This is a genomic window from Microbulbifer maximicatervae (SeqCode) (assembly GCF_052467225.1).
Genome location: NZ_CP174303.1, coordinates 1,504,264 through 1,527,605, shown reverse-complemented (window position 1 = coordinate 1,527,605; position 23,342 = coordinate 1,504,264). Strand labels below are relative to the sequence as shown.

The window sequence follows — 23,342 nt, the reverse complement described above, 5'->3', positions numbered from 1 at the left end:
TAAACTCTTGCTTAAGATGCAAACACCCTAAGACGTCCCTCACGCTTCTCCTCGCTAAAGTCACAACTGGTCAACCTAAACATCAATACATATTCGGAAAGGCAATGAGTATCGTGAATATCCCCTGGTAAGAACGCACTACAGTCACCGGGCATCATTTGATAACAGCCTCGGCTCACCAGTTGTTCACCATCGTCTTGATTGAGCAATCCATAGGTAGACATCTCCACTTCACCATGTTGTACCGCGTAAAATACCCAGCCATTGCCATGATTATGTGGTGGGCGATAGAGCCCACGAGGCTCCACATGAGCCAGTAAGATAAAACCCTTATCTTCATCCCGGTATAACTCTACACTGGGTTCTTGGCGACCGTGTAGATCAGCCAACCATGCTTCATCAGAATTTGATACTGCCAATTTTCCCAGGGCTTCTCGACATCTCACAATCGATGAAGTATCAAGTCCCTGCCAATTCGCTTTAAGTGCTTCAACACACTGTCTCAAAGAATTCGTCACTGATTGGTCCTCCTAAAGCTCTCTCGATATCTTGTTGAAAATTACTGCGAATCCACAAATTCAAGATACAACTTGAAGCCAGCTTTAAGTCAACCAGATCTATGCCTGAATTTTTAGCTATTGAGGTAGTGGGTGAAGTGTAAAAGCTCTGGACTGGAAAATAGGAATAAATCAGGGAATAGAGATGGGTATTAATAGCTCCAGCAGCTATTAATACCCGCGAGTGCTCACTAAAACGAAGCACTCGCTAATGGGTTTACTTTATAGCTCTGGAGGTAATCGTTAATTTTGCGCTCTGGAAGCAAGCTTGCTGGCAAGAATAGACACCACCTGTATTGTTAATGCGGTTAACAAGAACACTGATGCCAGGCGATAAACGGCATTGAGACCATCCGCTATCTGCGACGGGTTCATGTCTTGCAGGGGCTGGCTGGGTACAAGCCCTACAAAAATCACACTCATCACTGAAGCTCCAGTCAATAAACCCAATCCTCGTGAAAGGCTGAGAAACCCGGAAATACGCCCACGAACTTCGGCCCGGGCGCTATTCATGGTCATGGTATTAACTGTCGACAGGTAGGTTCCGTAACCCATTGCCATAGTGACGGAAAAAATCAGATAGCCTACCAAGCCCTGCTCTACCCTGAGCAGCCCCATTCCCATGGCTCCACAAAGTAAAATTACCAGACCCAGTAATACGATACCTCTACTATTGAATCGATCCACGGCTCGACCGGCTAGATTTGAACAAGTAGCCACCATAAATGAACCGGTTGTCATCACCAGCCCTGCGATAAAAAGGTCCAGATCCAGTGCCAGAGTCAAATAAAAAGGCCCTACAATCAGGCTGCTCATTACCGATGAAGCCACCAAAAAGTTTCCAGCCACATTCGCCAAGAATGTCTGCTTTCCAGAAGATTCCGTAAATCCTTCACGCAGGGGTTGTACTTTCTGCCTGACATAAAACAACCCCACACCAAATATCACCGATAGAGCGATAGCAATTCCATTAACCGCTGAATATCCCTCTCCCAATGGTTTAATCGCCAGGGTATAAAAAACAATGCTAAAGAACAGGAATGCTGCGGCCAGGTAGCGTTTGAATCGACTTCTGCCATCAACAACTTCGCCGACTATGTTTTCCGGCAGGGTTCGATATGCCAGGAAAAACACCCCCAATCCCACCGGCACCACCAGCCAAAAGATGGCCTGCCAATTCAGATTTTCGACAATCAAGCCGCCCACGATAGGGCCCATACCAGTCCCAACCGCAGACAGACTGCCCAGTAATCCAATTATCTTTCCCGTTTCACTTTTATCGAAAACGTCGCTGGCAATAGCCATAGACACAGCCACGAACATCGCGGCACCGACCCCTTGTATTGCGCGGAAAAAAACCAGGGTCCAAACATTAAAAGACAGCGCGCAAAGTAATGTCGATAAGGTGAATATCAATCCGCCACTTAGGAACAATTTCCTGCGACCCTGCTTGTCGCTGAGACTGCCGGCAATAGGCAGGGTCGCAGTCATACACATCATGTAGGCCACGGTAATCCACTGAGTATTACTGAAGGAAGCTCCTAAGCTTTCGATTAGTACAGGCAGCGCCATATTAATTGCGCTGACTCCCAAGGCTGCGAGCAAGGTCGCCAAACACAAGGTGACCAAGACTCCTCTTTTGGAAACCTGAGCAGCCTCTTGGGAAATTGGGTCTTCGGAATAACTTTTCGCGGTGTGCATAAGCTGAACTTTGACTTGCCAGTAATGACGCGTGAAACTAGCATACAACTTCAAGTGAGCTTGAGGTCAATGAGCGATGAATAACAGGGAAGAACTGGATATACGCGAAGTCTCCAAACTGTCGGGACTCCCCTCTTCCACACTTCGGTATTATGAGGAAAAAGGCCTGATAAAGTCATGTGGTCGTCGGGGAATTACCCGAATTTTTAAAGCCACAGTGATAGAACAGTTGTCCCTTATCTCCCTTGGCCGCTACGCCGGTTTTTCCCTGGATGAAATTGGCGAGATGTTTTCCTCTAATGGCAACCCCGCTATCGACAGGGAGCAGCTCCTCGCCAGGGCCGACGATCTGGAAAAGAATATCCGCCGACTCGAAGCTATGCGCGATGGGCTACGCCATGTGGCCAACTGTCCCGAGGTCAATCAGCTGGAGTGCCCCAACTTCCAAAACCTGATCAGGAAAGCTACCAAGTTACAGCATAAGGAAGACAGGAAACAGAAGCGACGCTGACAGAATAGCAGCGAATAAAGTCAGGAGACACTAAACTCTGTCATCATTCCCGAGTCCTCGTGCTCCAAAACATGGCAGTGCACCATATAGGGCATATCCGGCATCGCCGGCAGCGGGAAACGAACAAATATTTCCGCTTTGCCGCCATCGGATATGGGCATCGTATCTTTCCAGCCACGCATATAGAGTGGCGGTTCTGCATTATTGTATTTCGTGACCCGAAACTGGCAGCCATGGATATGTACCGGGTGTAGCATTCTGTCCTGTCCTTCAGAGATCTCCCAGCGCAGGTCCTTATTCCTCGCAACCTTAAACCCGGGCTCGGTAAATGCAAAGGAAACCCCATTAATCGCATTCGCAGTTAATTGCTCTTTTAACGGCAATGCCGGCCCCTCAGTAATTAGCTTCAATACCTTGGCCACCACATCGGGGTTGGTCGTACCTCCGGCAACCATCTGCGGCAGCCCCGTTGCACCAATCACTGCTTGCGCCTGCTTCTGTCGGTTCATTTGCATCACCAGCTTCTGACTGATTGGTGGCAGGTTTTGGGGAATTGTCGGCAGGGATACCAGGCTCTCCGGCAACTGTCCTTTCCCCTCAGATGTTCCAGGCACCACACTGAGAAAACTGTGAGCCTGATCAAATGGCGGCAGGCGCATTATTGGCTGGGGCACTGGCAGTGTTTGGAAGTCGAAAGGCTTGCCATCGCGGGTATCGATCATTACTTCGTAGCGCTCTCCCGCAGCAATAGGCAGTACATCCACTTTCACTGGTTCCGAGAGAAAACCGCCGTCGCTGGCTATCACGTAGAGTGGACGCTTGTCACTGGTGGCAAGCCGATAGTTGCGCCCGTTGGAGCCATCCAAAATACGAAAGCGCACCCAGCCTTTAGGTGGCCTGACCACCGGATTAATAACGCCATTAACCAGAAGTCGATCCCCACAATAGCCCGCCGCAACCGTCACTTCGTTAAAGCGATGGAAGAACTGACCATCATCGGTAAAGCGGCGATCCTGAATCACTAACGGAATGTCATCCACACCCCACCGCGAAGGTATCGGCAGTGCATCGCCTTCTTCATCATCGATAATAATCAATCCCGCCAAGCCTTTGAGTACCAACTCGGCGGTTGTCGGGTAGAGGTGGGGATGAAACCACAGAGTGGCGGCGGGCTGGATTATGTTCCAATCTACGGTCCAGGTTTCTCCAGGCTTCAATGGCATATAGGGGCCACCATCGGCATTGCCGGGTACGATCAGTCCATGCCAATGCGCAGTTACATTTTGCGGCAGATGATTGACCACGCTGACGGTTACTTTCTCGCCCTTGCGCACCCGTATCACCGGACCTAAAAACGGACCATTGAACCCATAAGTACGCGTAGTCACTCCCGGTAGGAAAGACTGCTTGCCCGGGCGCGCTGCCAATTTAATCCGGCCTTGCCCATCTGCACGCAGCTCCGGGGGAATAGGTAGAGCCTGACGGCGACCCTTCTGTGCCTGGGCAGCTTTGGAAGTCGACATCCCTGTTAGTAAGGCCGCCCCCAATGCGCCAGTGGCAAAACAAAATTCCCGTCGCGACAATTGAGCCATGGGTCCACCTCCCTATGTGCCATAGCTCCAAGTGTCTAAGGCACTGGTCATTTTTATCCCCAGAAATCTTAGACCGCTTATTCCAATGGCCCAGTAGTATATTGCGTCAACTGTGCACTCAATACAGAGTGGTACCCCGGTGCACAACTCCGTGATCCACACCTCTTGTGTTCTAAGCGAACTCGGTTAACCTTGCCCACGAAAAGTTAGTAGCGAAAATAAGAAGAGTAATCCCTATGCCGTTTCTTATTCTATCCATCCTTATTCAGGCAGCTTTTGTAATTCACGTGCTCAAAACCGGGCGCAATACCACTTGGATTTGGGTTCTGGTGATGCTGCCCATGGCCGGAGTTATTGCTTACCTGGTCCTGGAAATCCTGCCGGAATTAAACCAGTCACGCAGTGCCAAAAATGCGCGCAGGACGGTGCGGGAAACACTAAACCCCAATCGGGATATCCATCAGGCTGCACAAGAGTTGTCCCGTTCCAATAATGTGGAAAACTCTATGCGCATGGCCGATGAATGCGTGAAACGCGGCCTTTATCACGAGGCAAAAACTCTCTATGAAAAGTGCCTCCAGGGGGTTCATCAGGATGACCCTGAGCTGATGTTTGGGTTGGCACGCTGTCAGTTTGCTCTCAATCTGTTTGAACCGACCAAGGAAACACTGGACCAATTAATCGAAAAGAACCCCGATTTTAAAAATCAGGATGCTCACTTACTTTACGCTCGTACGCTAGCGGCATTGAAGCAAGTAAAAGAGGCTTACCACGAGTATGAAACGCTGTACCAATACTACAGCGGACCAGAGGCGACTTTTTACTTTGCCTTATTCTTGAAAGATCAATCCCAGGTGGAAAAGGCCAATGTCTTGTTCAATGAAATCCTTGATAAATCCAAAACACTGGGCAAGCACTACAAAGCGACTCATAAGCAGCTGTTAAAGCAGGCAAAACTGGAAGTATCCTGAGACTCAATGGTAAAAAGGCTCCCAATATGATTTTGGCGGTAGATGTAGATTACCGGGACCCCGGAGCAATGGTAGCCGGGGTCGGCTTTGAGAATTGGTCAGCTCCTGAGCCCGAGCAACTCTATCTCAGTAAAATAGAGAGTACCCTGGCCTATGAGCCCGGTGCTTTCTACAAGAGAGAACTCCCCTGTATCCTCACCCTAATCGAGGAGCACAAGATAGAAGCAGAACTGATTGTTATCGATGGTTATGTATTTCTCGGAGGGGAACAAAAACCGGGTCTGGGTGCCCATCTCTACTCCGCTCTCCAGCAGGAAGTTCCCATCATCGGTGTCGCCAAGAAACCGTTTAAGGACACCCCTGTTGAGGCGGAGCTGCTGCGGGGAAAAAGTGTAAAACCGCTGTATATCAGCAGCCTCGGTCTCCCTTTGCCGGAAGCCAAAAATTTGGTGAAAAAGATGCATGGAAACCACCGTATCCCCACTTTATTAAAACGCGTGGACCGCGAGTGTCGAAAGTCCCCACGATAATTCCCGAGAGAATGAGAGGCAGTTATCGCCGCCATTTCCCAGTCACATCCCTGGGACTTTCTTCCTACATTTTCAATACTTATTTCTCATATCCTACCCCTTCGATGCCAGCAATAATTTTTCTATTCGGCGGGAAATAGATACTGAAAGTAAAAGCTACCTGGCATCCGTTTATCCCATAGGGATAATTTGGCGCTTAGATAGACGGCTAGAAGTAGCTAAGATCCCATACTGATGTATTCGGCTCGTAGTTTTTGATGTCCACTTGTGAAGTGCGAGTGGACGATATTCATTAGCAGCCCCGAATGGGCTCCTTGGAAGTTTTGTAGTAAAGGAGTTACTCATGAAGTTATGCGCCAGTATTGCGACACTCGCACTGGTTGCCTTTAGCGGCAATGCGCTGGGCACCAACTCTACTGACTTGGAACAAATCGGTTCAGGTAACTCAGCAAATTCCGATCAAACTGAAGCGGGTTTCGGCAATACTATTATCAAACGCCAAATAGGTGATACTAATACCGCTACTGCCACTCAAAGTGGCGGTGTTATTAACAGTAGTATTCAGAGTTCCCAGATTGGCAGTCAAAATGAGACCACGATATCTCAATCCGGTGGTGCTTCTCTAAGCGCAACCAATACACAAATCGGATCGCAAAATACTTCCGAGATCACCCAAGAACTCTCTCTCGACAGCCAGGTATCTATTCTGCAACTCGGTACCTCCAATGCTTCCACTATCGAACAGCGCTTTGGCAGCGGTAATACCATTACCAATATCCAGGATGGAGACAGTCACTTTTTTATTGGTCGCCAGGAAGCCAGTGCTAACGGCAGCATTTTTGTATTCCAGGACGGCGAAAGGCAAAGTGCTGTGGTAGAGGAAACCGCAGGCAATATAGGCAGTTCCGTTTTAATCTTTCAGTTTGATCGGGACGACTTCGCCACCGCCAGCCTGGTTGCCACAATCGATGGCACCTTGGACATACTGCAGGATGGCAGCGATATCTATGGCGGGCTCGCACAATTTGCCAGTGTCAGCAGCAGTATGACCTTACGGCAAACAAACAATCGCCACTTCGCCTTTGCAACCCAAGTAGACAGTCTGTCCAATGACCTTCTGATTATCCAAAGGCTCGGCGATGCCAATATCACCTCGATTACCCAAACCGGTGCCTTTAATACCCTTGAGTTGCGCCAAAATGGTGGGGGCAACAACGCGGCTTTAGAACAATCCGCATTGAGTAGCAGTATCGATATACGCCAGACCGGTACCACCAACCAGATTACGGGTTCCCAGCTGGGTGCCGAATTCAACTCCATGAACAGCGAACAGTTCCTGATTGATAATGTGGTTGTTATTAATCAAGGCGGCTTACTGATCAGCGCGACCAATGAACAAACCGGTTTGCAGAATGTTGCCAATATCGAGCAGGCTGGAACAGAGGTAGATATATTCACCCGTCAATTGGGTTTCGATAACCGGGCAACGTTCGAACAGGCTGGTGAGTCTCTTTCAATAAGCTCCCGACAATTTGGCGATAGTAATAACATCACCATCACCCAGAGCGGTGACTCCAACTCAGCCTTTAGCCTGCAAATTGGTAACAATCACACCAAGGAAATTACTCAGACGGGTTCTAATGGCCGCGCTTTTAACTTCCAGATCGGCGGCGAGAGTAATACCGGCGTAATCATCCAATAATTTCAGCCAAAATTCAGAAGCCCCCGGTAATACACTGCGGGGCTTTCGATTGCGAAATCTACAGGAAAAAGAAGAAGGGAAAAGTCGCTGTGCAGCCCCGCGAGAGCGGGGAACAACTAGGATGCACTCCGACAACTTCTCCATCGTCGGTTTATCCCCGAGTATTCAGGGAACACCTTGCGCAGAGCACAAAGGCCATGCCTTATCCGGTTTACCCCTGTACAAACAGGGAACAGTCGCGCAAAAGGAGCGCGATCATAGCACACCCTCATTACATCCCCGAGCTTTCGGGGAAACATTTTCAGAACTAATGTCCGTGCGCTATCGGCTACGGTCCAGCCCCGCCCAGCGGGGGAACAAACTCAGGTGTCGGCACAATCCAACCCCACACTCGGTTTACCCCCGCAGCAGCGGGGAATAGCCCGAATAATTACCGTGCAGCTTTGACGATTTTCCACGGTTTAACCCCGCCTGGGCGGGGAACAGCCTCAGTTAAGATCGCCTTATTGCGCAATTACCGGTGCAACTCCGCTTTATGCGGAGAACCTATTCGGAAAGGAGTGTATAACAGGATACCCTCCGGTTTAGCCCCGTATATACGGGGAACAGTATGAAGCTGGTTTAACTATCATCTCACCGGTCGATTTATCTCCGCTGATGCGGGTAACTCTCTAAATATGCCTATTTGCTATCCTCTAAAGTCTCAGTATCGTTGCCGATACTTTTGAATCCCAGCCCTCGCTCTCAAACACTTCCAGTTGTATAACAACTCTATTTATCCCAATCAGATTCGGCGGATTAACATCAATCCACAACCAAATGCTTTGGCCGGCCCCATCCCCGCAAAAATATTTTTTATAAATAATTCGGGTTCAGTAACCAAAAGCTCTCCCCGGTAATCCACAGAACTGAAACCAGCACCGCGCTGCTTTTTATGTAACAAATTCCAGCGATAGCCATTGCAGTGAAGCTTTGGTGGGTAAATATCAAATCCGAGGCGCGTCCCCCGGTGAATTAACCAGCTGCGGGCAGCAGTTTGGCTGACATCCTGTAACCGGGTTTCAATCTGCCCCTGATCAAACTGCTCCGGCTTTTCCTGCACCAAGCTCTGCTTGAGCTGCCCTTTGCCACCTTCAACAGGTAAACCATGCAATTCGCACTGCTCCCGCAACCAATGGTATTGGGCATCCATCAGCACATCGTGCCGCTTGCCGCGCTTTTGCCCTTCAGTTTTACGAGCAACTGTAGGGTTCGCCCGCAGGCGGAAGGCCAGCCGATCGCCGGGGTTTAAGCGGGGCTCAAAGATTTTAGTCTCTACCAAAAATATCGGATTGTCCTGCGCAGGCCGGACTTTAGACAGCAGGTAATACACCGGTAGATTGCGTTTGCTAAGCAGCTGTTCCCGCGAAGATTCCTCACGAAATAAAAAACGCTCATCACCATCAAAAAGATCCCACAAGATTTGATGAATACCGTAGCTGTTTTCGCTGAGCAACCGTGCCAGCTGCTTCTGCACCGCCAGCGAGGGAGATAGTTGAACTCTGGATAAATACATAGCCGCTCCCTTATGACTGCCAGAGATTTTCAATACGCGGCTGGAACTGCCAGCGCTTGCGAGATAGGGGCTGATCGAGACGGCTAAGCCGCTGTACAGATCCTGCTGAAAACACTCCATCTTCCGCAGAGAAATCACCCAAGCTACCCTCCCAGTAGTAACGACAACTCTCTTCAGTGGGCAACCAGCGCTCCTGCCGGGCCCATTCCGGCTGGTAATCCAGCAACTCCGGGGATTCATAATGATCCAGGGCGCTGAGGAAGTTGTCCGCACCGATCACCCGTGCGGCAGTGGGGGCTGAAAGTGGAAATGCTTTTCGCCCCAGATAGAGGTGATACTTTGGCCGGGCCAGGGCTTCACACAGCTCCGCCAGAGACCAGTTAGCCTCTTCACAGGATCTCAGGGCCACTATCGCCTGCGCATCCACCAGATACTCCCTGCGGGATAACAGGGTTCCCAGACGCGCTTTCCCTACAACCAGCTCATCCCGGCGCGTATGGTAGCGGCGCTTGCCAGCGGAATCTGGGACCTGCACCGTGTGGAAATCCTTTAGCAAAGTACCTACATTCAGCACCTTTACCGCCTGGCGATATTGCCGGGCCAGGTTCTGGTGTAAGTCCTCTCGCTCCCGGGGTATCCCCAGTGCCGCACCAAATAGTCCCGCGATAGCGGATTTACCCGGGTAGTGTGCGCTGTGGCGGGATTCCCCCACAGCCACTTCCCCCCAGGAAGCCATGGCACCGTAAAGACGAAATACTAGGTATTCCATAGCGCCACCTATTCGCTGACAAAGGCCAAAAGTTCCTCGATATTACCTTCGCCAGTTACGGCATTGAGAACGTAGCGGCTATCAGCACAATCCCCGTACACCTTATCGAAACTCTGCAATTGCTTTTGCAGTGCATCAATAGCGTCATGGGCGTAATCCTCGCTATAGCGATCAACCGGTTTCAGGTAGGCCGCAGAGAGAGAGCGCGGTTGCTGGTCACCGGCTTCGGCCACGACATATGAGGCATAGGCACGGCTGGCATAGCTGTTTTGTTTACCGCTGGGAGAAACTTTAAGGATTGTCTCAGTCAGCGCAGCTACAGCTCGATCGGCCAGGGGTTTATTCCCGCCCAGGTTTTCAATTAGCAGCTCTTTGTTAATGCAGATATAGGAATAAAATAATCCCGCAGCAAAACCCGCCTCCCCCAAGTGAGCAGCACCGGCATCCTCGCTGCGATCATTCAGGTCGTCTACCGCAGTAAAATAATCATCTTCAATCACTACAGAGTGAGCCGAGAGTGCATGGGCCACCTGGCAGGCCGCTTCAACGTTATAGGTGGGCTTGGAAGCGAGCATACGGCCAAACAAGGCGATATCCACCGCCATGTTTTCCTTGCGCAATAAATCCAACTCTGTCTTCTCCGGCTCCCGCCCCTCTTCTGCCAAGGTTTTCAGTAGTGCATTGATCCCGTTTTGCTCAGCACTACTGAGGTGAACTAACTGCTCGATTTCCAAATCGGCCAGAGGGTTATCTTTTTCCGGCTTTTTTAACTTACCGAATTGCTCGGCAATTTTCTGCGCCCACAATTTGGCCTTTTTCTCAGAGACGCCCAGTTCCAATAAAGTCTCATAGGCCAGTACCCCCTGACGCTTGGTTCTGGTGCCAATGAGGCTATCCCCCTGCTCCGTTGCCAATACCTGTTGGAACAACTCCGACGTTCGCCAGTGACGCTTAAGGCTCTGGGAAGAGATTCGCAGGCGATCACAACCTCCCATCTTCGCTGTTTTTGGCCGCCCCAAGTCATCCCGGTTGAGGTTCGCAGGGGGATAGGCGGTCAATACATGCAATTGAATAAAGCGGCTCATAAATCTCTCCTTGTTGCGACCGTCAGGCCATCACATTACTTCGATTCATTTCTCAAGTATCTGATCAACAGTCACTGTCAATCGGTCTGGCTTTGCTCTGTGCTTAGTGTTTTTATGGGAATAGCATTTAAAATATTTTTAGGCCCCTAAGACCCCTTTAATTTGGAATTCTCTAAATACTTCTCAGTCTGGTAATACGGCGTAGTAATCAGTTGCCCAACGCACTGCCAGGCGTTCCTGTGGATGTCTTGCGGGAATCGTGCGCATTTCTCTTTGCCAGTGCAGCAAATCATTGGCAAGGGAAGCTATATTGGCTCTGCCATCCAGCAGGGCCAGGGCCCGTACTATGCGGCGATAAAACTCGGCCGTATCGCGACTTTTCTGTAACTGAAAAAAGCGCAGCTCACTTAAAGGAGGGCGCCCGCCTCTCTCCCGGGGCATAGCCAGGGACCGGGCAAAACTGATATCCATAGCCTCGCAACTATCGACATCGATTGTTTTGCTGGTGTTATCGGTTTTTACGTGTGCAATTACGGTGGCTACCAGAGCCGCATCTTCGATACGAATTTGCTCATCTTTCTGCCAGCGCTCGGGCATACCCTTTAAAAAACGGATAAAGGCGGGAGTAGGCATTACATCCATAGGCTCCACCGCACGGCGCAAACGCGCTCGATCGGCCCTGCCAGCTTTGTCATTGAGCCAGCGGTGCCACTCGCGCAGTCGGCTCACATCTGTATCGCTAAGATATTGATATCCGGCCATCACAATTCCTCCTGTTGTTGCTCAACTTTGGCTGTATTATCCAGAGCCTTTAAACTTGCCAAGCTGGCGAGCTTATTCCTTAAAAAACGTCGCGCCCGAGTCACTCGCTGCAATTTCAAGTCTTCCGCAGAGCCCTCCATTGACCAATGGTCAAACTGCGCCAAGGCCGTTTTTTTCAGTGTGTGTACCCAGGCAATAGCCACCGGTGCAGGTGTTAATTGGGATTTCTTGGATTCGAGGGATAATTGCTTGAGCAAGCGATAAAACTGGCTTTCCGTCGCCTGCCAAAACGCCTGATCGACAAATGAAAAATCCCCTTTGGCTTCATTAGGGTTATTAAACCAGGCAGCCTTTACCCTAAATCGCAGCTCTTTCAAAGTATCTTTTGCAGCCGTTAAAAGCTGCCCTGCCAGCTGAATAAATAGCAACTGATGCTCAGGGGAAATAGGCAGTACTGGCATTTCCTGTTCATACCAGCAACGCGCTTTCATATTGTCCATGTCATAGCCAAATCCCCACAGGCGTACATCGACATTCAAATCAAGTTCTTCGATAATTTCTGCATATTCCTCATGGAACAAGCTCACCGCCCGGCTCGCTTCATCGCCATTTGAATGGTCATTCCACATAAGCCCCAACCAATGCCGATAACCGAGGCCACTCTGTTGACCTTTCAAACTCAAGGGTGGGGCTTTTTTCTTGGGGGCACGTCGATAGGGCGTAAGGGGATGAATCCAGGGACCCTCGTAATTAATACCATAATTCTTAGTGGTATATTCCCGAATTAATTGACTCGTCTGCTCTCCACAAAGATCGCAGTAACCCTTGCCTTCTCTCGGGATATGGAAACGTATCCTGCGCGGCATACCCCAGTACATTTGCAGGGGATGGGTATCATTGGGAGACGTAGAGGAACCTTGTTTGTCAGAGAGGCGGGAGGGAGCGAGCCAGGGGAAGATGCAACTATCAGAGCTTTCAGACCTCGCCCCAAATTCCTCTTGTGGCAGGATATTGAGCCACAATTTCTGCCAAAGGTTGGCATCATCTGCCTCTGGTATTATCAATGTGGTCAGAGGACCACCACCACGCAAACTGGTTCTATGCCCCACTCCTCCGGAGGGGGCGTTAATTTGCAAAGTAAACAAGGCACTAGCGGCACAGCTGGGACATACACCCTGCACCCTACCGCCCTTAATAAATAGATCCTGATTATCTCTGCAGGTTTTACTGCCCGGCGCCTCAATCAGTAGGGCGGCAATCGACTTTGATTCTCCCTCGCTCAATTCCAAGTCCTGCATAAATGCAGGCCCGGACTCTTGAAACAACTCAAAATTGGGAGCGTAGCTTTGCAGTCGTGATTTTAGTGTTTCCTCAGTAGGCGCCTTTTTCCAGTAGACTCCCCAATCATCGACACTTTCAGGTGCAAAAGCTGTTTGCAACAGGCCAATTAAAAACTGGAACAGCGCCCCGCGAAAATCCGGTCGTACCGTGCAAATATCTACGACAGGATTATCCACCTCGACAATTTGCCAAGGAGAAATTCTTTCCTGCATACCGCATCGCCGGATAATTGGCAGCCAGGAATCTTCAACCAAATTCACCACGATCCTCCCTGATCCAGTCTCCGCCCTCTTACTCTGCTATAGCCATGCTTTTTTCAAGAGCTAGAGGGAACAGTTACACTCAGAGCAGTGCGAGCGCCTCTGCCTCATTTATTGAGTGCTCAATCTCTCAGCGTCACTGCCGGGACACTAATTGCATTACCTTATGCCACTCTGACTAGGGAAAAATGATCTGGCTCAAGTCTGGGCATCTTTCTCACTTTCCGCACCGAAAATCAGGGTAGCGCCTACTACCCCACACAAAGAAAAGTGCTCAGTTATCCCATAGACCACACACAACGTAAGGATATTTATCCCATTCCCTTCTCTATATGAGAGTATTCCTGTGCAGACAGTTCTCCCGCCCTTTTAGCCAGCATCAGCTATTGATATCAATTGTCAATCAACAGATACAAAAAAGCCCCTTGATGGGGCTCAAAACTAGCGACAGATTCTATTGTGAAGGAAATTTAACGAATCGGTATTCAGCTCAATACAAAGCTCATCACTTTTAACCGGCCGGTAGCTATCGGCACTGAATCACCACTACTAATTCGTTCAACCTTTACCGATCTCAGATAAAAGAAAAGACTTTATTAACTGCTTCTGACTCTGCTACAGAGCTGACATCATTTCTATTAGATGTGCGGTGATCCACTACTTTTGATTGTATGGATATACTAGATTGGAGTTCGATGGTGAAAGTGCCGGCAATTATTACCGACACTTTCATACTATTAACTAGAAAATTTCGTAGGTGAAAACTTTTAAATTTACATCTTCAATAGCCTCTAAATCACCCTGAATATCAACTGTCAAGGTATCGCACATATCCGCGGCAATTGAACCATTATCTATCGTTAAGACTACTTCATTGCGAAAATCTGAAATGGGCACATTCGTATAAATATTTTTATCGTCCCTATTAACCCCTATTGCAGTTTGAGTACCATCTTTGGCAACACAACTTGCCGTGATCGCAACATCATATACAAAATCAAAAATTCTAGGATGATTTCTAGTGTAGCAACGCTCTCCCCTATGGGAATAACGACAAACGACATCTGGCCTCAACCGCCCCAAACCAGATACAATCGCAGTAATATCGAAACTGATTTCTTGCGCACCATCACCCAAGACATCAATCTCAGCAATTCGCCGAGTATCCGAAGTATAAGTGTACTCAGTAACATTGTGCTTAACGCCGCTAATAAAAGTCATTTCCGCTAAAGACTGACTCGCTAACAACAAGGCAAACACCGGCAACATAGACTTTAAAAACTTCATTTTTCATCCTTAAAAAAATAATCGAGCAGGCAGTATAAATACCCAAATATTAACTAGCAAGAAGATCCAAACAAAAAATTAAAACTATAAATACTTCAGCAATTACAGCAAAAAACCTATATATTCAGTCTGCATTCACACTCAGTATGCCTTACAAAAATCTCGGAAAAATATAAATCAAAACTTAAATTAACCGATTATTTAAATCTCCATTTATCTTTTCTCGTCACAAAATTTCAGATCACAACATCCTCATCAAACGACAGAAAACCACATAAAGACAAACTTAGCTTTCATTTGAATATTGCCCCGCGATTAAAAAGCAACAATTAAAAAAGCAAAGGAAACATCTATCACATCGCAGACATCGACAACATGTTTAAGTGCCTTATGATATTTAAAAGCTAAAACAAACAAAGTAATAAAATATCAATTCAGCTAGCCTAAAGCTTATTCTCGATCGAATTACAGATTAAGTACTCTTTTATTTTACTTAAAGTACACCACCTCGATTACAAGGTAGCTCCTGGGTTATCTCAAACTGGTTAAGTTGATTTCACTCACTCCAACCACTTTTCTTTATTGCTGAATCTAGCATCAATACTCTTCAATCAATTTTCTGCCACCACTTGATCTACTGATGGAGAAGAAGTAGCAGATATTGACTCCAACTATCCACTCTTTTCCTTATGATCAGCTGATACCCTTCAGAGTCGAAATCTGGTGACCTACCATCCTAAAGAGAAAGCAATATCAGGAACCAGCTCCGTTTTTGAGAACTAAGTCTCTCAGCGTCACTTTAGGGGCACTAACTTTATTACCGCATGTCACCCTGATTAGAAAAAATACCTCACCCAAGTCTGGGTATCTTTTCCAGCTCACTAAGGAAGTGTATGTACGGTTGCTTATCAGCCAAAAATCGACTGCTATTATATAAACTGTAAAATATGCAAGGTAATTGCATCAAGTTCGGTCATTATTTTGATACTTAAACCCTTTAGTGCAAAGTTATTAGAAACAAATATTAGCTAATTACTTTTAGCACCCCTGCATTTGAACATTAAAAAAGCCCCAAAATAGGGGCTTTACGTTTACTGACTAAGAATTATTTAATCGAAATTTGGCACCAAAATAAGAGCTTCATTTTTTATCTCACCTGCATCCACAGAGACAGCCTCACCATTACTTAGCCTCACAACCTCAACTGACTCTAGGGTAATCGAAAAGGCCTTACTTACGGGCTTTTCTTCTGGCTCAACTATGTTATTCGAAGAATCAGCACAACCACCAACAAAAGCAGCGATAACTAAAACAAAATAAAAGCGCACATTGGATTTTAAAGGTTTCATATATCCACCAATTAATAGCAGTAATTCCGAAAAACTCTCTGAGGTTTTAAAATTCATACGTCACCAGAAACTGGGCCTCACCAATGGGCAACTGAAACTTTTTGAATAAATCTAACTTCAGATAGCCATTATCAATTGAAAAGAGACCATCGCCGATTAACTCCGAATTACTGGCAATTCCATTGTTATCCATATCCAAATACAAACGCACCCTCTGTATGTCCGATACTTCATCCAACTCACCATCGGCCTTGAGTGTGAGTGACTTCAGCATCGCATCAGCAGAGTCACTCTGTAGGGAGAAAGCCAACACCGGTGCCTCCTCCTCTAACTGAAACTGTGAATTCTCAAGTGCATAGGATTTTATATTTACAATAGGTTCTTTAACATTGAGGGTCGCGACAGCACCAGGATCGACAATAATGCCATTCATCTCTCCGTCATCATCATTGAGGCCACCATCTACCAAGCTAAGCTGGATGCAAAAATGGCCCTCATGGAGCCCAGGCTGGTACTTCTCACTACCCGGCTCAGGACAATCACCCAACTGCCCCAGTGCAGAAGATACACGGTTAAATTCATCCTCAATAAAATCCACCCATCCAACACTTTGGCGGTATTTCAGATAACGAGCACCTTCGAGTAAAGCGGCATTTAAAGGGACAACAATGTTAGCGCTTTCCCCAAAATCTGTATCGTAAATAACAAAGTCAAAAATACCATGCAGGAATTTATAGCTATTCTGTCCTGCCAAATTATCCTCAAAGAGATTATCTATATCCTCTAACGTAACCTGGCCCAATTGTTGACCGGCAATATAGGCACTATCACCAAGTCTCAAGCTTGTCCCTTCAGAGCTTTGCATCACTGCACCAGTTCTATTTACCGGCAGCTGGGAACGAACCGCTACCCTATCTAGATAGTCCGGTATTCGATCACCATCTAAATCTAAGAATCCCTCAACGCTGTCACTCAGCCCATCCTGATCAGCATCCTCATTATCGGACAATACAGGGGCACTGCCATCCACTCGCAATATCAGCTTCGCAGTATCTGACAAACCACCAGAATCTGTAACAGTAACAGTAACTTCGAAAGCTCCCGACAAACCTGCTGGATCAAAGGTAAATACGCTTTCACCAGAGTCGTTGAGCTGAACTAGCTTTGGGCTGTTCCAACTATAGGTAAATGGGTCCAGCTCATACTCATCTGTGACCCAGGCTTGAATCTCTGCCGGTCCCTGATCCTCATAAATTACAGCCCTGAACTGGCCAGCTTGAAATAGCTTTGCCGTAACTTTGGGGTAAAAGTTAAATGTAGCGCTAGGTATAAGTGGAATACTTGAAATAGCAACTAAACTGTCACCATCAGCCCAATCTTGGAAACTAATCGTTGACCCAATAACACAAAAGCTATCACTGTCCTCGGAGAAATCACTAGCACCGCACCCGTTATCAACTAAAGGGAATTTAGATAAATCAATAACAGATACTTCATTACCTTCTACTGGAGATTCGAAATTAATATAGGGTAATTCTATCTCAGCACCTGTTAAATCCAAGGTCAGCACTACCGAACTGAATACACATGTCGTATCGAAGTCTCCATTGGAAATTGTACTAGACTCAACCGCTTCGCCCGAGCATCCCTCACTAGGGTTTGCCGAGTCTTCTCCTGCGGGCATAACACCCATGAAAGAAACAACGGTATCAACTGTAGTAAGGTTATGTATTTCCGCCGATTGAGCATGTCCCAGAAGGCCTGAGTGTTCATTTAGAATTGTAAATTCCCCTCCATTGAAGTTTATATATAAATTACTGATGGAATAGCCATTACCTTCAAAGGTCGCAGTAAACGGGTTTTCACTTGTACCGATTGGCTCCCAGCCCAAGCCCTCGTTCCAGTACTCATCATTCGCATCAACATAACTATCGCCATTGGTATCAAAATTCAGGTCTTTGGTCAGCTCAAAGCCATAACAGCCACTTTCTGGGCAACCATAGTTACTACTGTATAAAGTTGATCCGTCTAGGTTGTTACGAATCTCATTAAGATCTTTGAAACTGCGAATCTCAATCAGACCATCATTATCAATATCAAGATCAGAAAGAGAGGCGTCAGCTGATACACCTTCCATGGACAGTAGCCCGACAAATATTACTAGCCCCCGAAGTGTCGAAAGCTTTTTGTATTTAGTGGTATAAGACTTCAATCGAAAACTCCTTTTTCTATATTTACCAAAAATCTCAGCCAATTTTTAATTCACTTTCAGAACTCGTGCCGAGAATAGGGATCGCGAAAGGGAAGCAAAATAGTTACTAACTTGATACCGAGCAACTGGAGTAATCCAGTATCCATCCCCCCAAATAAACCCGCAACCAAACCTCCCGGAAAAGCTATTACATAGAATTACAGGCCTACTAGTGAATGTTTCCTGCCTACAAAATCACATCAACCACCGGTGAGCTCTGCAGATGGCTTATAAATTATTGGAGAGGCGCCTGGTCTTCAATGAGTGAGCCAGGAAGGGATATTCAAGGCTATGCAGGGCAACTCCTGACAAAGTGAAAGGTTAATATTTTTATTTTTTAAATAGTAAAAAGCCCGGACCAGCCGGGCTTTTTGGGTGATTCTGAGCTTCTTCGTTTCTTGATCAGTGCGGGACTTGAAAAATAACTTCTAGCCAGTGGTTACGGGACGTATAGGAAAGCACAACAAAAAAGTAACACCACTTTGAATCCTCCCTCTACTGTGGCGCCTCAACGACTGAGCGTGATGCTGAAATTCAAGCGTGACTTCACCTACTCCAAATCGACAAAGTGCGAGGTTACCTAATACTGAACAGGCAAGCCGGCTTTAGCAAAAGTGGTTCTCAAAAGACCCCAAAGGGAGTCCAGAATCGCCCCCCCCTTACAACCCTTGGTGGTTGGCAAGGTCCAGGACTTCAAACAGTATGGACCACCAAGACCGCACTATTCAGCTATACATATGCGCGCTTGTAAAAATTTTCATTCGTCTTCGCTATACATACCAGAGTAAAGCCACGTTGAGAAACCGACGAATATTGCACCAACTACAAGATAGCCAATCACCCACAGCCATGGAAAGGCAAGAAGCCAGTGCAGGACATAAATTAGGACGAATATACTAAAACTTATAAACAAGCAACTACGTAGGGTAGGCATAATTATTCCCTGACTTAGTCAAATAGCTAGTAGTCCATATCATTTCTTGCTGAAATGACTAGCTCTCTACTTGGCCAAAATTGAGATCTAAAGCTGATCTCAGGGCTCAAGCTATATTGATTACATTACTTTGCGTATTGAGCACTGAGCGGAAGAGCCGCATTCGGAGCTACCAGATATCCGCAAGCCAATGATTCTTGCCGCTTGGTTTGGCTGGCTTGTTTTGAGTTGAGCATCTATCTGTAAGGGCCATTGGTGCCTCTACCAGTTTCTAAATTGAACTAGGTAGCACCAAATGTAGCACCAGATAGCACCGAATGACAACGAACGAGAGCGGAGGGCTGCGTACCCTCCAGATAGCAAAAAGCCCGGATTTACCGGGCTTTTTGGATGATTCCGAACTTCTTCGGATCTTGATGTGGTGCCCAGGGCGGGACTTGAACCCGCACGAGCATAGCTCACTACCCCCTCAAGATAGCGTGTCTACCAATTCCACCACCTGGGCAAAAATCTTTTACTGCTGTTCCTCACTTTCCTGGTTAGCAGCTGGCTCTTCTGAACCGGTACTGTCTGCAGGAATCTGCGGGATATCGCCAGTTTCCAAATCTGTTTCGAGCTGCGGGATATCGCTGTCGATAGCCGGCAGTTCTTCGGCTGGGCCAATTTGCTGTACCGCTGCTGGAATTTGCGGAAGGTCCGCATCAACATTGGTGCCTGCACCTTGCTTAGCCAGGATGGCCAGGCCGAAACTGGTGACGAAGAATACCGTCGCAAAAATTGCTGTCAAGCGGGAAAAGAAATTTCCGCTACCTTGACTGCCAAAAACTGTCTGAGACGCGCCCGCACCAAAGGAAGCACCGGCTTCGGCACCTTTACCTTGCTGCAACAAAATCAGGCCAATAATGCCTAGTGCGGTCAAAACGTGTACAACTAATACCAATTTTTCCATCTTCTGGAAACTCTCTACCGGGGTCTAAACAACCCGTTATTCAGTATTCGCCAACCCGCGTGCTGTCAATTTAAACAGCAGCGCGACAAATCTCAGCAAACTCGCCGGCATCCAGCGAGGCTCCACCCACCAGGGCGCCATCAATATCTGCCTGGGCAAAAAGCTCCCTGGCATTTGCGGATTTTACACTACCGCCATATAAAATCTGTACTTCAGCACCTAAATCTCCCAACTGCGAGCGAATAAACGCATGTACAGCTTGGGCTTCATCAGGGGTAGCAGTTTTTCCGGTACCAATGGCCCATACCGGCTCATAGGCAATCACGGACTGCTTCCAGCCAGCCGAATCAATGATATCGGCAACCGCTTGAAGTTGTTCTGCAACCACTTCGAGAGTGCGCTCCTGCTCGCGTTCTTCAAGGGTTTCCCCGACGCAAAGTATTGGAGTCAATCCCGCCTCTTGGGCCGCAACAAATTTTTTCGCCACTAACTCACTGGTTTCTCCGTAGAGACTACGGCGCTCAGAATGCCCGACAATAACGTAACGGGTATTCCAGTCCAGTAACATGCTAGCGGAAACCTCACCAGTAAACGCCCCTTTGGGCTCCTGGCTAAGGTCCTGGGCACCCAAGCTGAAACCTCCGCTCTTTTCCGCCGCATCAGCCACTAGGCCGAGGTATGGAAAAGATGGGCAAACAACAACACCGGACTTCACACCTTCGAGGTTGAGTTCGGTGAAAAAACGTTCGGCAAACTCGCGGCTGCCGTTCATTTTCCAGTTTGCTGCTACTAGCGGTGTTCGCATGTGTGCTCCTTCAAGGGGCGCAAATCTTAGCGACATTGACGCCAACATACAACCAAAATTATACGAGTTTCTTCTGCGCCCCAAGAGGACCGATTTACTACGGGTTAAATCGCAGCAGATCAGTTATTTCCAATTCGCTCCACCACGGAGGAAATATCTTTGGCCAGCTGTTCCACCAAGGCGCTGTCGCGGCCTTCAACCATTACCCGGATCAGAGGCTCTGTGCCAGATGGCCGCAGCAGCACACGTCCGCTGTCTGCGAGCTGACGTTCTGCATCGACAACAATGGCCTTAACGTCTGTGTGATCGAGAACACCATCGCGATGAGCCAGTTGCACATTAATCATGTGCTGGGGGAACATTGTCATACGGGATTTAAGCTGATGCAAGGGCTCATCAAATTCACACAGGCCACGCAGTACCTGCAGTGCGGCAATGATACCGTCGCCGGTGGTAGATGCATCGGCACAGATAATATGGCCTGACGACTCGCCTCCCAGCTTCCACTGATTAGCTGACATTTTTTCAAGCACATGGCGGTCGCCCACTTTGGCTCTCTCAAACGGGATTTTGTTTTCGCGCAATGCAAGCTCAAAACCGTAATTGCTCATCAAGGTGCCGACAACACCACTACAACCGCCCAGGAATTTATGCTGGTGCATAGCGATGATATACAACAGCTGATCGCCATCGACCAATTCCCCATTGGCATCGACGAACAACACCCTGTCCCCGTCACCATCAAAGGCTATACCCAGGTCCGCACCGCGCTTAACCACGGCCCGTTGCAACTGCTGAGGTTTAGTGGAGCCGCAATCTAGATTGATATTGAGTCCATCAGGGCCCGCTCCAATTACGCTGACTTCTGCTCCCTGCTCACGAAACACCATCGGCGCTACGTGATAAGTGGCTCCATTGGCGCAGTCGAGAACAATCTTCAAACCCTCAAGGGAGAAACCCCAGGGCGTGGAAGCCTTGCAGAACTCGATGTAACGCGCGGCTGCATCATCAACTCGATAGGCGCGACCGAGATCGTCAGAAGTTTCCATCGGCAGCTCGAGAGCGGCTTCAATCTCCAATTCAACCTCATCCGGTAACTTGGAGCCTTCAGCGCTGAAAAACTTAATGCCATTGTCGTGGTAAGGATTATGGGAGGCGCTGATAACAATGCCTGCACCGGCATGGAAAGTCCGGGTCAGGTAGGCGATCGCCGGAGTCGGCATTGGCCCCAACAGGGCGACATCCACGCCAGCATTAATCAGGCCCGCCTGCAGCGCTGCCTCAAACATGTAGCCGGAGACCCGAGTGTCCTTACCGATAAGGATGCGGGGGCGCCGGTGGTGTTTAGCTTTGGAAATTCTTCCCAGTACCTTGCCCGCTGCATATCCCAGGCGCAGCATAAAATCGGGAGTAATTGCTCCCTCGCCAACGCGACCACGAATACCATCAGTGCCAAAATACTTTCTTTCCATAACGCTTCTCAATTGTGTACTTCGCCGCTTTTCTGTTCTGTCGGAAAACCACAACAGGACCCTGCGGCTTAAGGTCTCTGTAAGACATCACTCATCAAATTTCGCTGCAAACCAATTGCTGCATGCGCAACACATCCACGGTTTCCGCAACATCGTGGACACGTAAAATTCTTGCGCCCTTTTGCGCAGCCAACATGGCCAGGGCCAGGCTACCGGGGAGTCGGCCATCTACATCTCGATCGAGTAAGCGACCAATCATCGATTTCCGCGACAAGCCCGCCAGTATGGGCATATCCGCCGGCGCCAGCTGCGACAAATTACGCAACAACGCCAAATTGTGCTCATCGGTTTTGCCAAAGCCAAAACCCGGGTCGAGAATGAGCCGGTCCCGTGTCACCCCCAGCTCGATACAGAGATCGACCCGTTTCTGCAGATACCTGGCGACATCCTCTACAACATCAGTGTAAGACGGATCATCCTGCATAGTGCCGGGCTGACCCTGCATATGCATCAGGCAGATTGCCAAACCACTCTCTGCGGCTGCTTCCAGTGCTCCTGGGCGCTCCAGGGCACGAACATCATTGATCAGTCCCGCCCCTACCGCAGCTGACTCACGCATCACTGCCGGGGTACTGGTATCGACAGAGATGATCGCGTCAAAGTTCGCTTTGATCGCCTCCACCACCGGCACTACCCGATCCAGCTCCTGCTGTTCGGTGACCGACGATGCGCCAGGGCGTGTCGATTCTCCGCCAATATCCAGGATTTTCGCTCCCTCAGAGAGCATCTGTTCTGCTCTCTGCAGAGCCAGGGTCAAGTCCAGGCTACCGGAGGCATAGTAATTGCCACCGTCGGAAAAGGAGTCCGGCGTTGTATTCAGAACCCCCATAACCACCGGTTGGGAGAGGTCTAGGGTGTGGTTACCACAAATAATTTTCATTGGCTGAAATAAAAAATGC

Annotated in this window: 19 protein-coding genes and 1 tRNA gene; 4 read left to right on the top strand and 16 right to left on the bottom strand. The window is 48.3% G+C overall.

Going from position 1 to position 23,342, the window contains the following annotated elements:
- Positions 1-11: 11 nt before the first annotated feature.
- Both ACJJIZ_RS06615 and ACJJIZ_RS06610 read right to left on the bottom strand, forming a co-directional pair.
- Complete coding sequence (locus tag ACJJIZ_RS06615; RefSeq protein WP_444915615.1) at positions 12-518, bottom strand: hypothetical protein; 507 nt, start codon at positions 516-518, stop codon at positions 12-14.
- A gap of 282 nt (positions 519-800) precedes the next feature.
- Positions 801-2,306, bottom strand: coding sequence for an MFS transporter (locus tag ACJJIZ_RS06610; RefSeq protein WP_507021454.1), 1,506 nt, complete (start codon positions 2,304-2,306; stop codon positions 801-803).
- Between the two features lie 28 nt (positions 2,307-2,334).
- On the opposite strand from ACJJIZ_RS06610, the gene ACJJIZ_RS06605 reads away from it, so the two are divergent.
- Positions 2,335-2,769, top strand: coding sequence for a helix-turn-helix domain-containing protein (locus tag ACJJIZ_RS06605; RefSeq protein ID WP_282931385.1), 435 nt, complete (start codon positions 2,335-2,337; stop codon positions 2,767-2,769).
- A 20-nt stretch (positions 2,770-2,789) separates the two neighbouring features.
- Here the strand turns inward: ACJJIZ_RS06605 and cueO are convergent, their stop codons facing one another.
- Positions 2,790-4,361 (bottom strand): multicopper oxidase CueO, encoded by a 1,572-nt coding sequence (cueO, locus tag ACJJIZ_RS06600; protein ID WP_444915613.1) that lies wholly within the window; start codon positions 4,359-4,361, stop codon positions 2,790-2,792.
- A gap of 236 nt (positions 4,362-4,597) precedes the next feature.
- Here cueO and ACJJIZ_RS06595 point away from each other — a divergent pair, with 236 nt between their 5' ends.
- The 3 genes from ACJJIZ_RS06595 to ACJJIZ_RS06585 all read left to right on the top strand — a co-directional run bounded on the left by ACJJIZ_RS06595 (position 4,598) and on the right by ACJJIZ_RS06585 (position 7,564).
- Entirely contained in the window at positions 4,598-5,332 is a 735-nt protein-coding gene (locus tag ACJJIZ_RS06595) for a tetratricopeptide repeat protein (protein WP_444915612.1), read from the top strand.
- A 26-nt stretch (positions 5,333-5,358) separates the two neighbouring features.
- The gene (locus tag ACJJIZ_RS06590; RefSeq protein WP_444915611.1) at positions 5,359-5,862 is read left to right on the top strand and encodes an endonuclease V; all 504 of its coding nucleotides are present in this window, start codon (positions 5,359-5,361) and stop codon (positions 5,860-5,862) included.
- 343 nt (positions 5,863-6,205) lie between these two features.
- On the top strand, positions 6,206-7,564 hold the full coding sequence (locus ACJJIZ_RS06585) for a hypothetical protein (protein ID WP_444915610.1): 1,359 nt from the start codon (positions 6,206-6,208) through the stop codon (positions 7,562-7,564).
- A 784-nt stretch (positions 7,565-8,348) separates the two neighbouring features.
- On the opposite strand, the gene cas6e is transcribed toward ACJJIZ_RS06585, so the two are convergent.
- The 13 genes from cas6e to folP all read right to left on the bottom strand — a co-directional run bounded on the left by cas6e (position 8,349) and on the right by folP (position 23,323).
- Positions 8,349-9,119 carry a type I-E CRISPR-associated protein Cas6/Cse3/CasE gene (gene cas6e / locus ACJJIZ_RS06580; protein WP_413663212.1) on the bottom strand — a complete coding sequence of 257 codons (771 nt, stop codon included), beginning with the start codon at positions 9,117-9,119 and terminating at the stop codon, positions 8,349-8,351.
- Positions 9,120-9,129: 10 nt separating this feature from the next.
- On the bottom strand, positions 9,130-9,888 hold the full coding sequence (gene cas5e / locus ACJJIZ_RS06575; RefSeq protein ID WP_444915609.1) for a type I-E CRISPR-associated protein Cas5/CasD: 759 nt from the start codon (positions 9,886-9,888) through the stop codon (positions 9,130-9,132).
- A gap of 8 nt (positions 9,889-9,896) precedes the next feature.
- Complete coding sequence (cas7e, locus tag ACJJIZ_RS06570; protein ID WP_444915608.1) at positions 9,897-10,973, bottom strand: type I-E CRISPR-associated protein Cas7/Cse4/CasC; 1,077 nt, start codon at positions 10,971-10,973, stop codon at positions 9,897-9,899.
- A gap of 183 nt (positions 10,974-11,156) precedes the next feature.
- On the bottom strand, positions 11,157-11,735 hold the full coding sequence (gene casB, locus ACJJIZ_RS06565; protein WP_444915607.1) for a type I-E CRISPR-associated protein Cse2/CasB: 579 nt from the start codon (positions 11,733-11,735) through the stop codon (positions 11,157-11,159).
- Entirely contained in the window at positions 11,735-13,336 is a 1,602-nt protein-coding gene (gene casA, locus ACJJIZ_RS06560) for a type I-E CRISPR-associated protein Cse1/CasA (protein ID WP_444915606.1), read from the bottom strand. Before casA ends, casB begins: the two co-directional genes overlap by 1 nt.
- Before the next feature lie 741 nt (positions 13,337-14,077).
- Complete coding sequence (locus ACJJIZ_RS06555; RefSeq protein ID WP_444915605.1) at positions 14,078-14,623, bottom strand: hypothetical protein; 546 nt, start codon at positions 14,621-14,623, stop codon at positions 14,078-14,080.
- Between the two features lie 1,109 nt (positions 14,624-15,732).
- Positions 15,733-16,029, bottom strand: coding sequence for a hypothetical protein (locus tag ACJJIZ_RS06550; RefSeq protein WP_444915604.1), 297 nt, complete (start codon positions 16,027-16,029; stop codon positions 15,733-15,735).
- Positions 16,019-18,184 (bottom strand): hypothetical protein, encoded by a 2,166-nt coding sequence (locus ACJJIZ_RS06545; protein ID WP_444915603.1) that lies wholly within the window; start codon positions 18,182-18,184, stop codon positions 16,019-16,021. Before ACJJIZ_RS06545 ends, ACJJIZ_RS06550 begins: the two co-directional genes overlap by 11 nt.
- A gap of 1,392 nt (positions 18,185-19,576) precedes the next feature.
- Positions 19,577-19,662: transfer RNA gene (locus tag ACJJIZ_RS06540), tRNA-Leu, on the bottom strand.
- A gap of 9 nt (positions 19,663-19,671) precedes the next feature.
- Positions 19,672-20,106, bottom strand: a complete 435-nt coding sequence (gene secG, locus ACJJIZ_RS06535; protein ID WP_413663227.1) for a preprotein translocase subunit SecG — start codon at positions 20,104-20,106, stop codon at positions 19,672-19,674.
- A gap of 70 nt (positions 20,107-20,176) precedes the next feature.
- Positions 20,177-20,911, bottom strand: a complete 735-nt coding sequence (gene tpiA / locus ACJJIZ_RS06530) for a triose-phosphate isomerase (protein ID WP_444896166.1) — start codon at positions 20,909-20,911, stop codon at positions 20,177-20,179.
- A 119-nt stretch (positions 20,912-21,030) separates the two neighbouring features.
- Entirely contained in the window at positions 21,031-22,383 is a 1,353-nt protein-coding gene (gene glmM, locus ACJJIZ_RS06525; RefSeq protein WP_282931361.1) for a phosphoglucosamine mutase, read from the bottom strand.
- A gap of 94 nt (positions 22,384-22,477) precedes the next feature.
- Positions 22,478-23,323: a dihydropteroate synthase gene (gene folP / locus ACJJIZ_RS06520; RefSeq protein ID WP_444915602.1), complete on the bottom strand. Its 846-nt coding sequence runs from the start codon at positions 23,321-23,323 to the stop codon at positions 22,478-22,480.
- Between the last annotated feature and the right edge of the window lie 19 nt (positions 23,324-23,342).

Bases quoted from the DNA above. Each gene is read 5' to 3' on its own strand.
- tpiA (WP_444896166.1), bottom strand. From the start codon at position 20,911: ATGCGAACACCGCTAGTAGCAGCAAACTGGAAAATGAACGGCAGCCGC.
- casB (WP_444915607.1), bottom strand. From the start codon at position 11,735: ATGGCCGGATATCAATATCTTAGCGATACAGATGTGAGCCGACTGCGC.
- ACJJIZ_RS06590 (WP_444915611.1), top strand. From the start codon at position 5,359: ATGATTTTGGCGGTAGATGTAGATTACCGGGACCCCGGAGCAATGGTA.
- cueO (WP_444915613.1), bottom strand. From the start codon at position 4,361: ATGGCTCAATTGTCGCGACGGGAATTTTGTTTTGCCACTGGCGCATTG.
- ACJJIZ_RS06550 (WP_444915604.1), bottom strand. From the start codon at position 16,029: ATGAATTTTAAAACCTCAGAGAGTTTTTCGGAATTACTGCTATTAATT.
- ACJJIZ_RS06605 (WP_282931385.1), top strand. From the start codon at position 2,335: ATGAATAACAGGGAAGAACTGGATATACGCGAAGTCTCCAAACTGTCG.
- folP (WP_444915602.1), bottom strand. From the start codon at position 23,323: ATGAAAATTATTTGTGGTAACCACACCCTAGACCTCTCCCAACCGGTG.
- secG (WP_413663227.1), bottom strand. From the start codon at position 20,106: ATGGAAAAATTGGTATTAGTTGTACACGTTTTGACCGCACTAGGCATT.
- ACJJIZ_RS06595 (WP_444915612.1), top strand. From the start codon at position 4,598: ATGCCGTTTCTTATTCTATCCATCCTTATTCAGGCAGCTTTTGTAATT.
- glmM (WP_282931361.1), bottom strand. From the start codon at position 22,383: ATGGAAAGAAAGTATTTTGGCACTGATGGTATTCGTGGTCGCGTTGGC.
- cas7e (WP_444915608.1), bottom strand. From the start codon at position 10,973: ATGAGCCGCTTTATTCAATTGCATGTATTGACCGCCTATCCCCCTGCG.
- cas6e (WP_413663212.1), bottom strand. From the start codon at position 9,119: ATGTATTTATCCAGAGTTCAACTATCTCCCTCGCTGGCGGTGCAGAAG.
- ACJJIZ_RS06585 (WP_444915610.1), top strand. From the start codon at position 6,206: ATGAAGTTATGCGCCAGTATTGCGACACTCGCACTGGTTGCCTTTAGC.
- cas5e (WP_444915609.1), bottom strand. From the start codon at position 9,888: ATGGAATACCTAGTATTTCGTCTTTACGGTGCCATGGCTTCCTGGGGG.
- ACJJIZ_RS06555 (WP_444915605.1), bottom strand. From the start codon at position 14,623: ATGAAGTTTTTAAAGTCTATGTTGCCGGTGTTTGCCTTGTTGTTAGCG.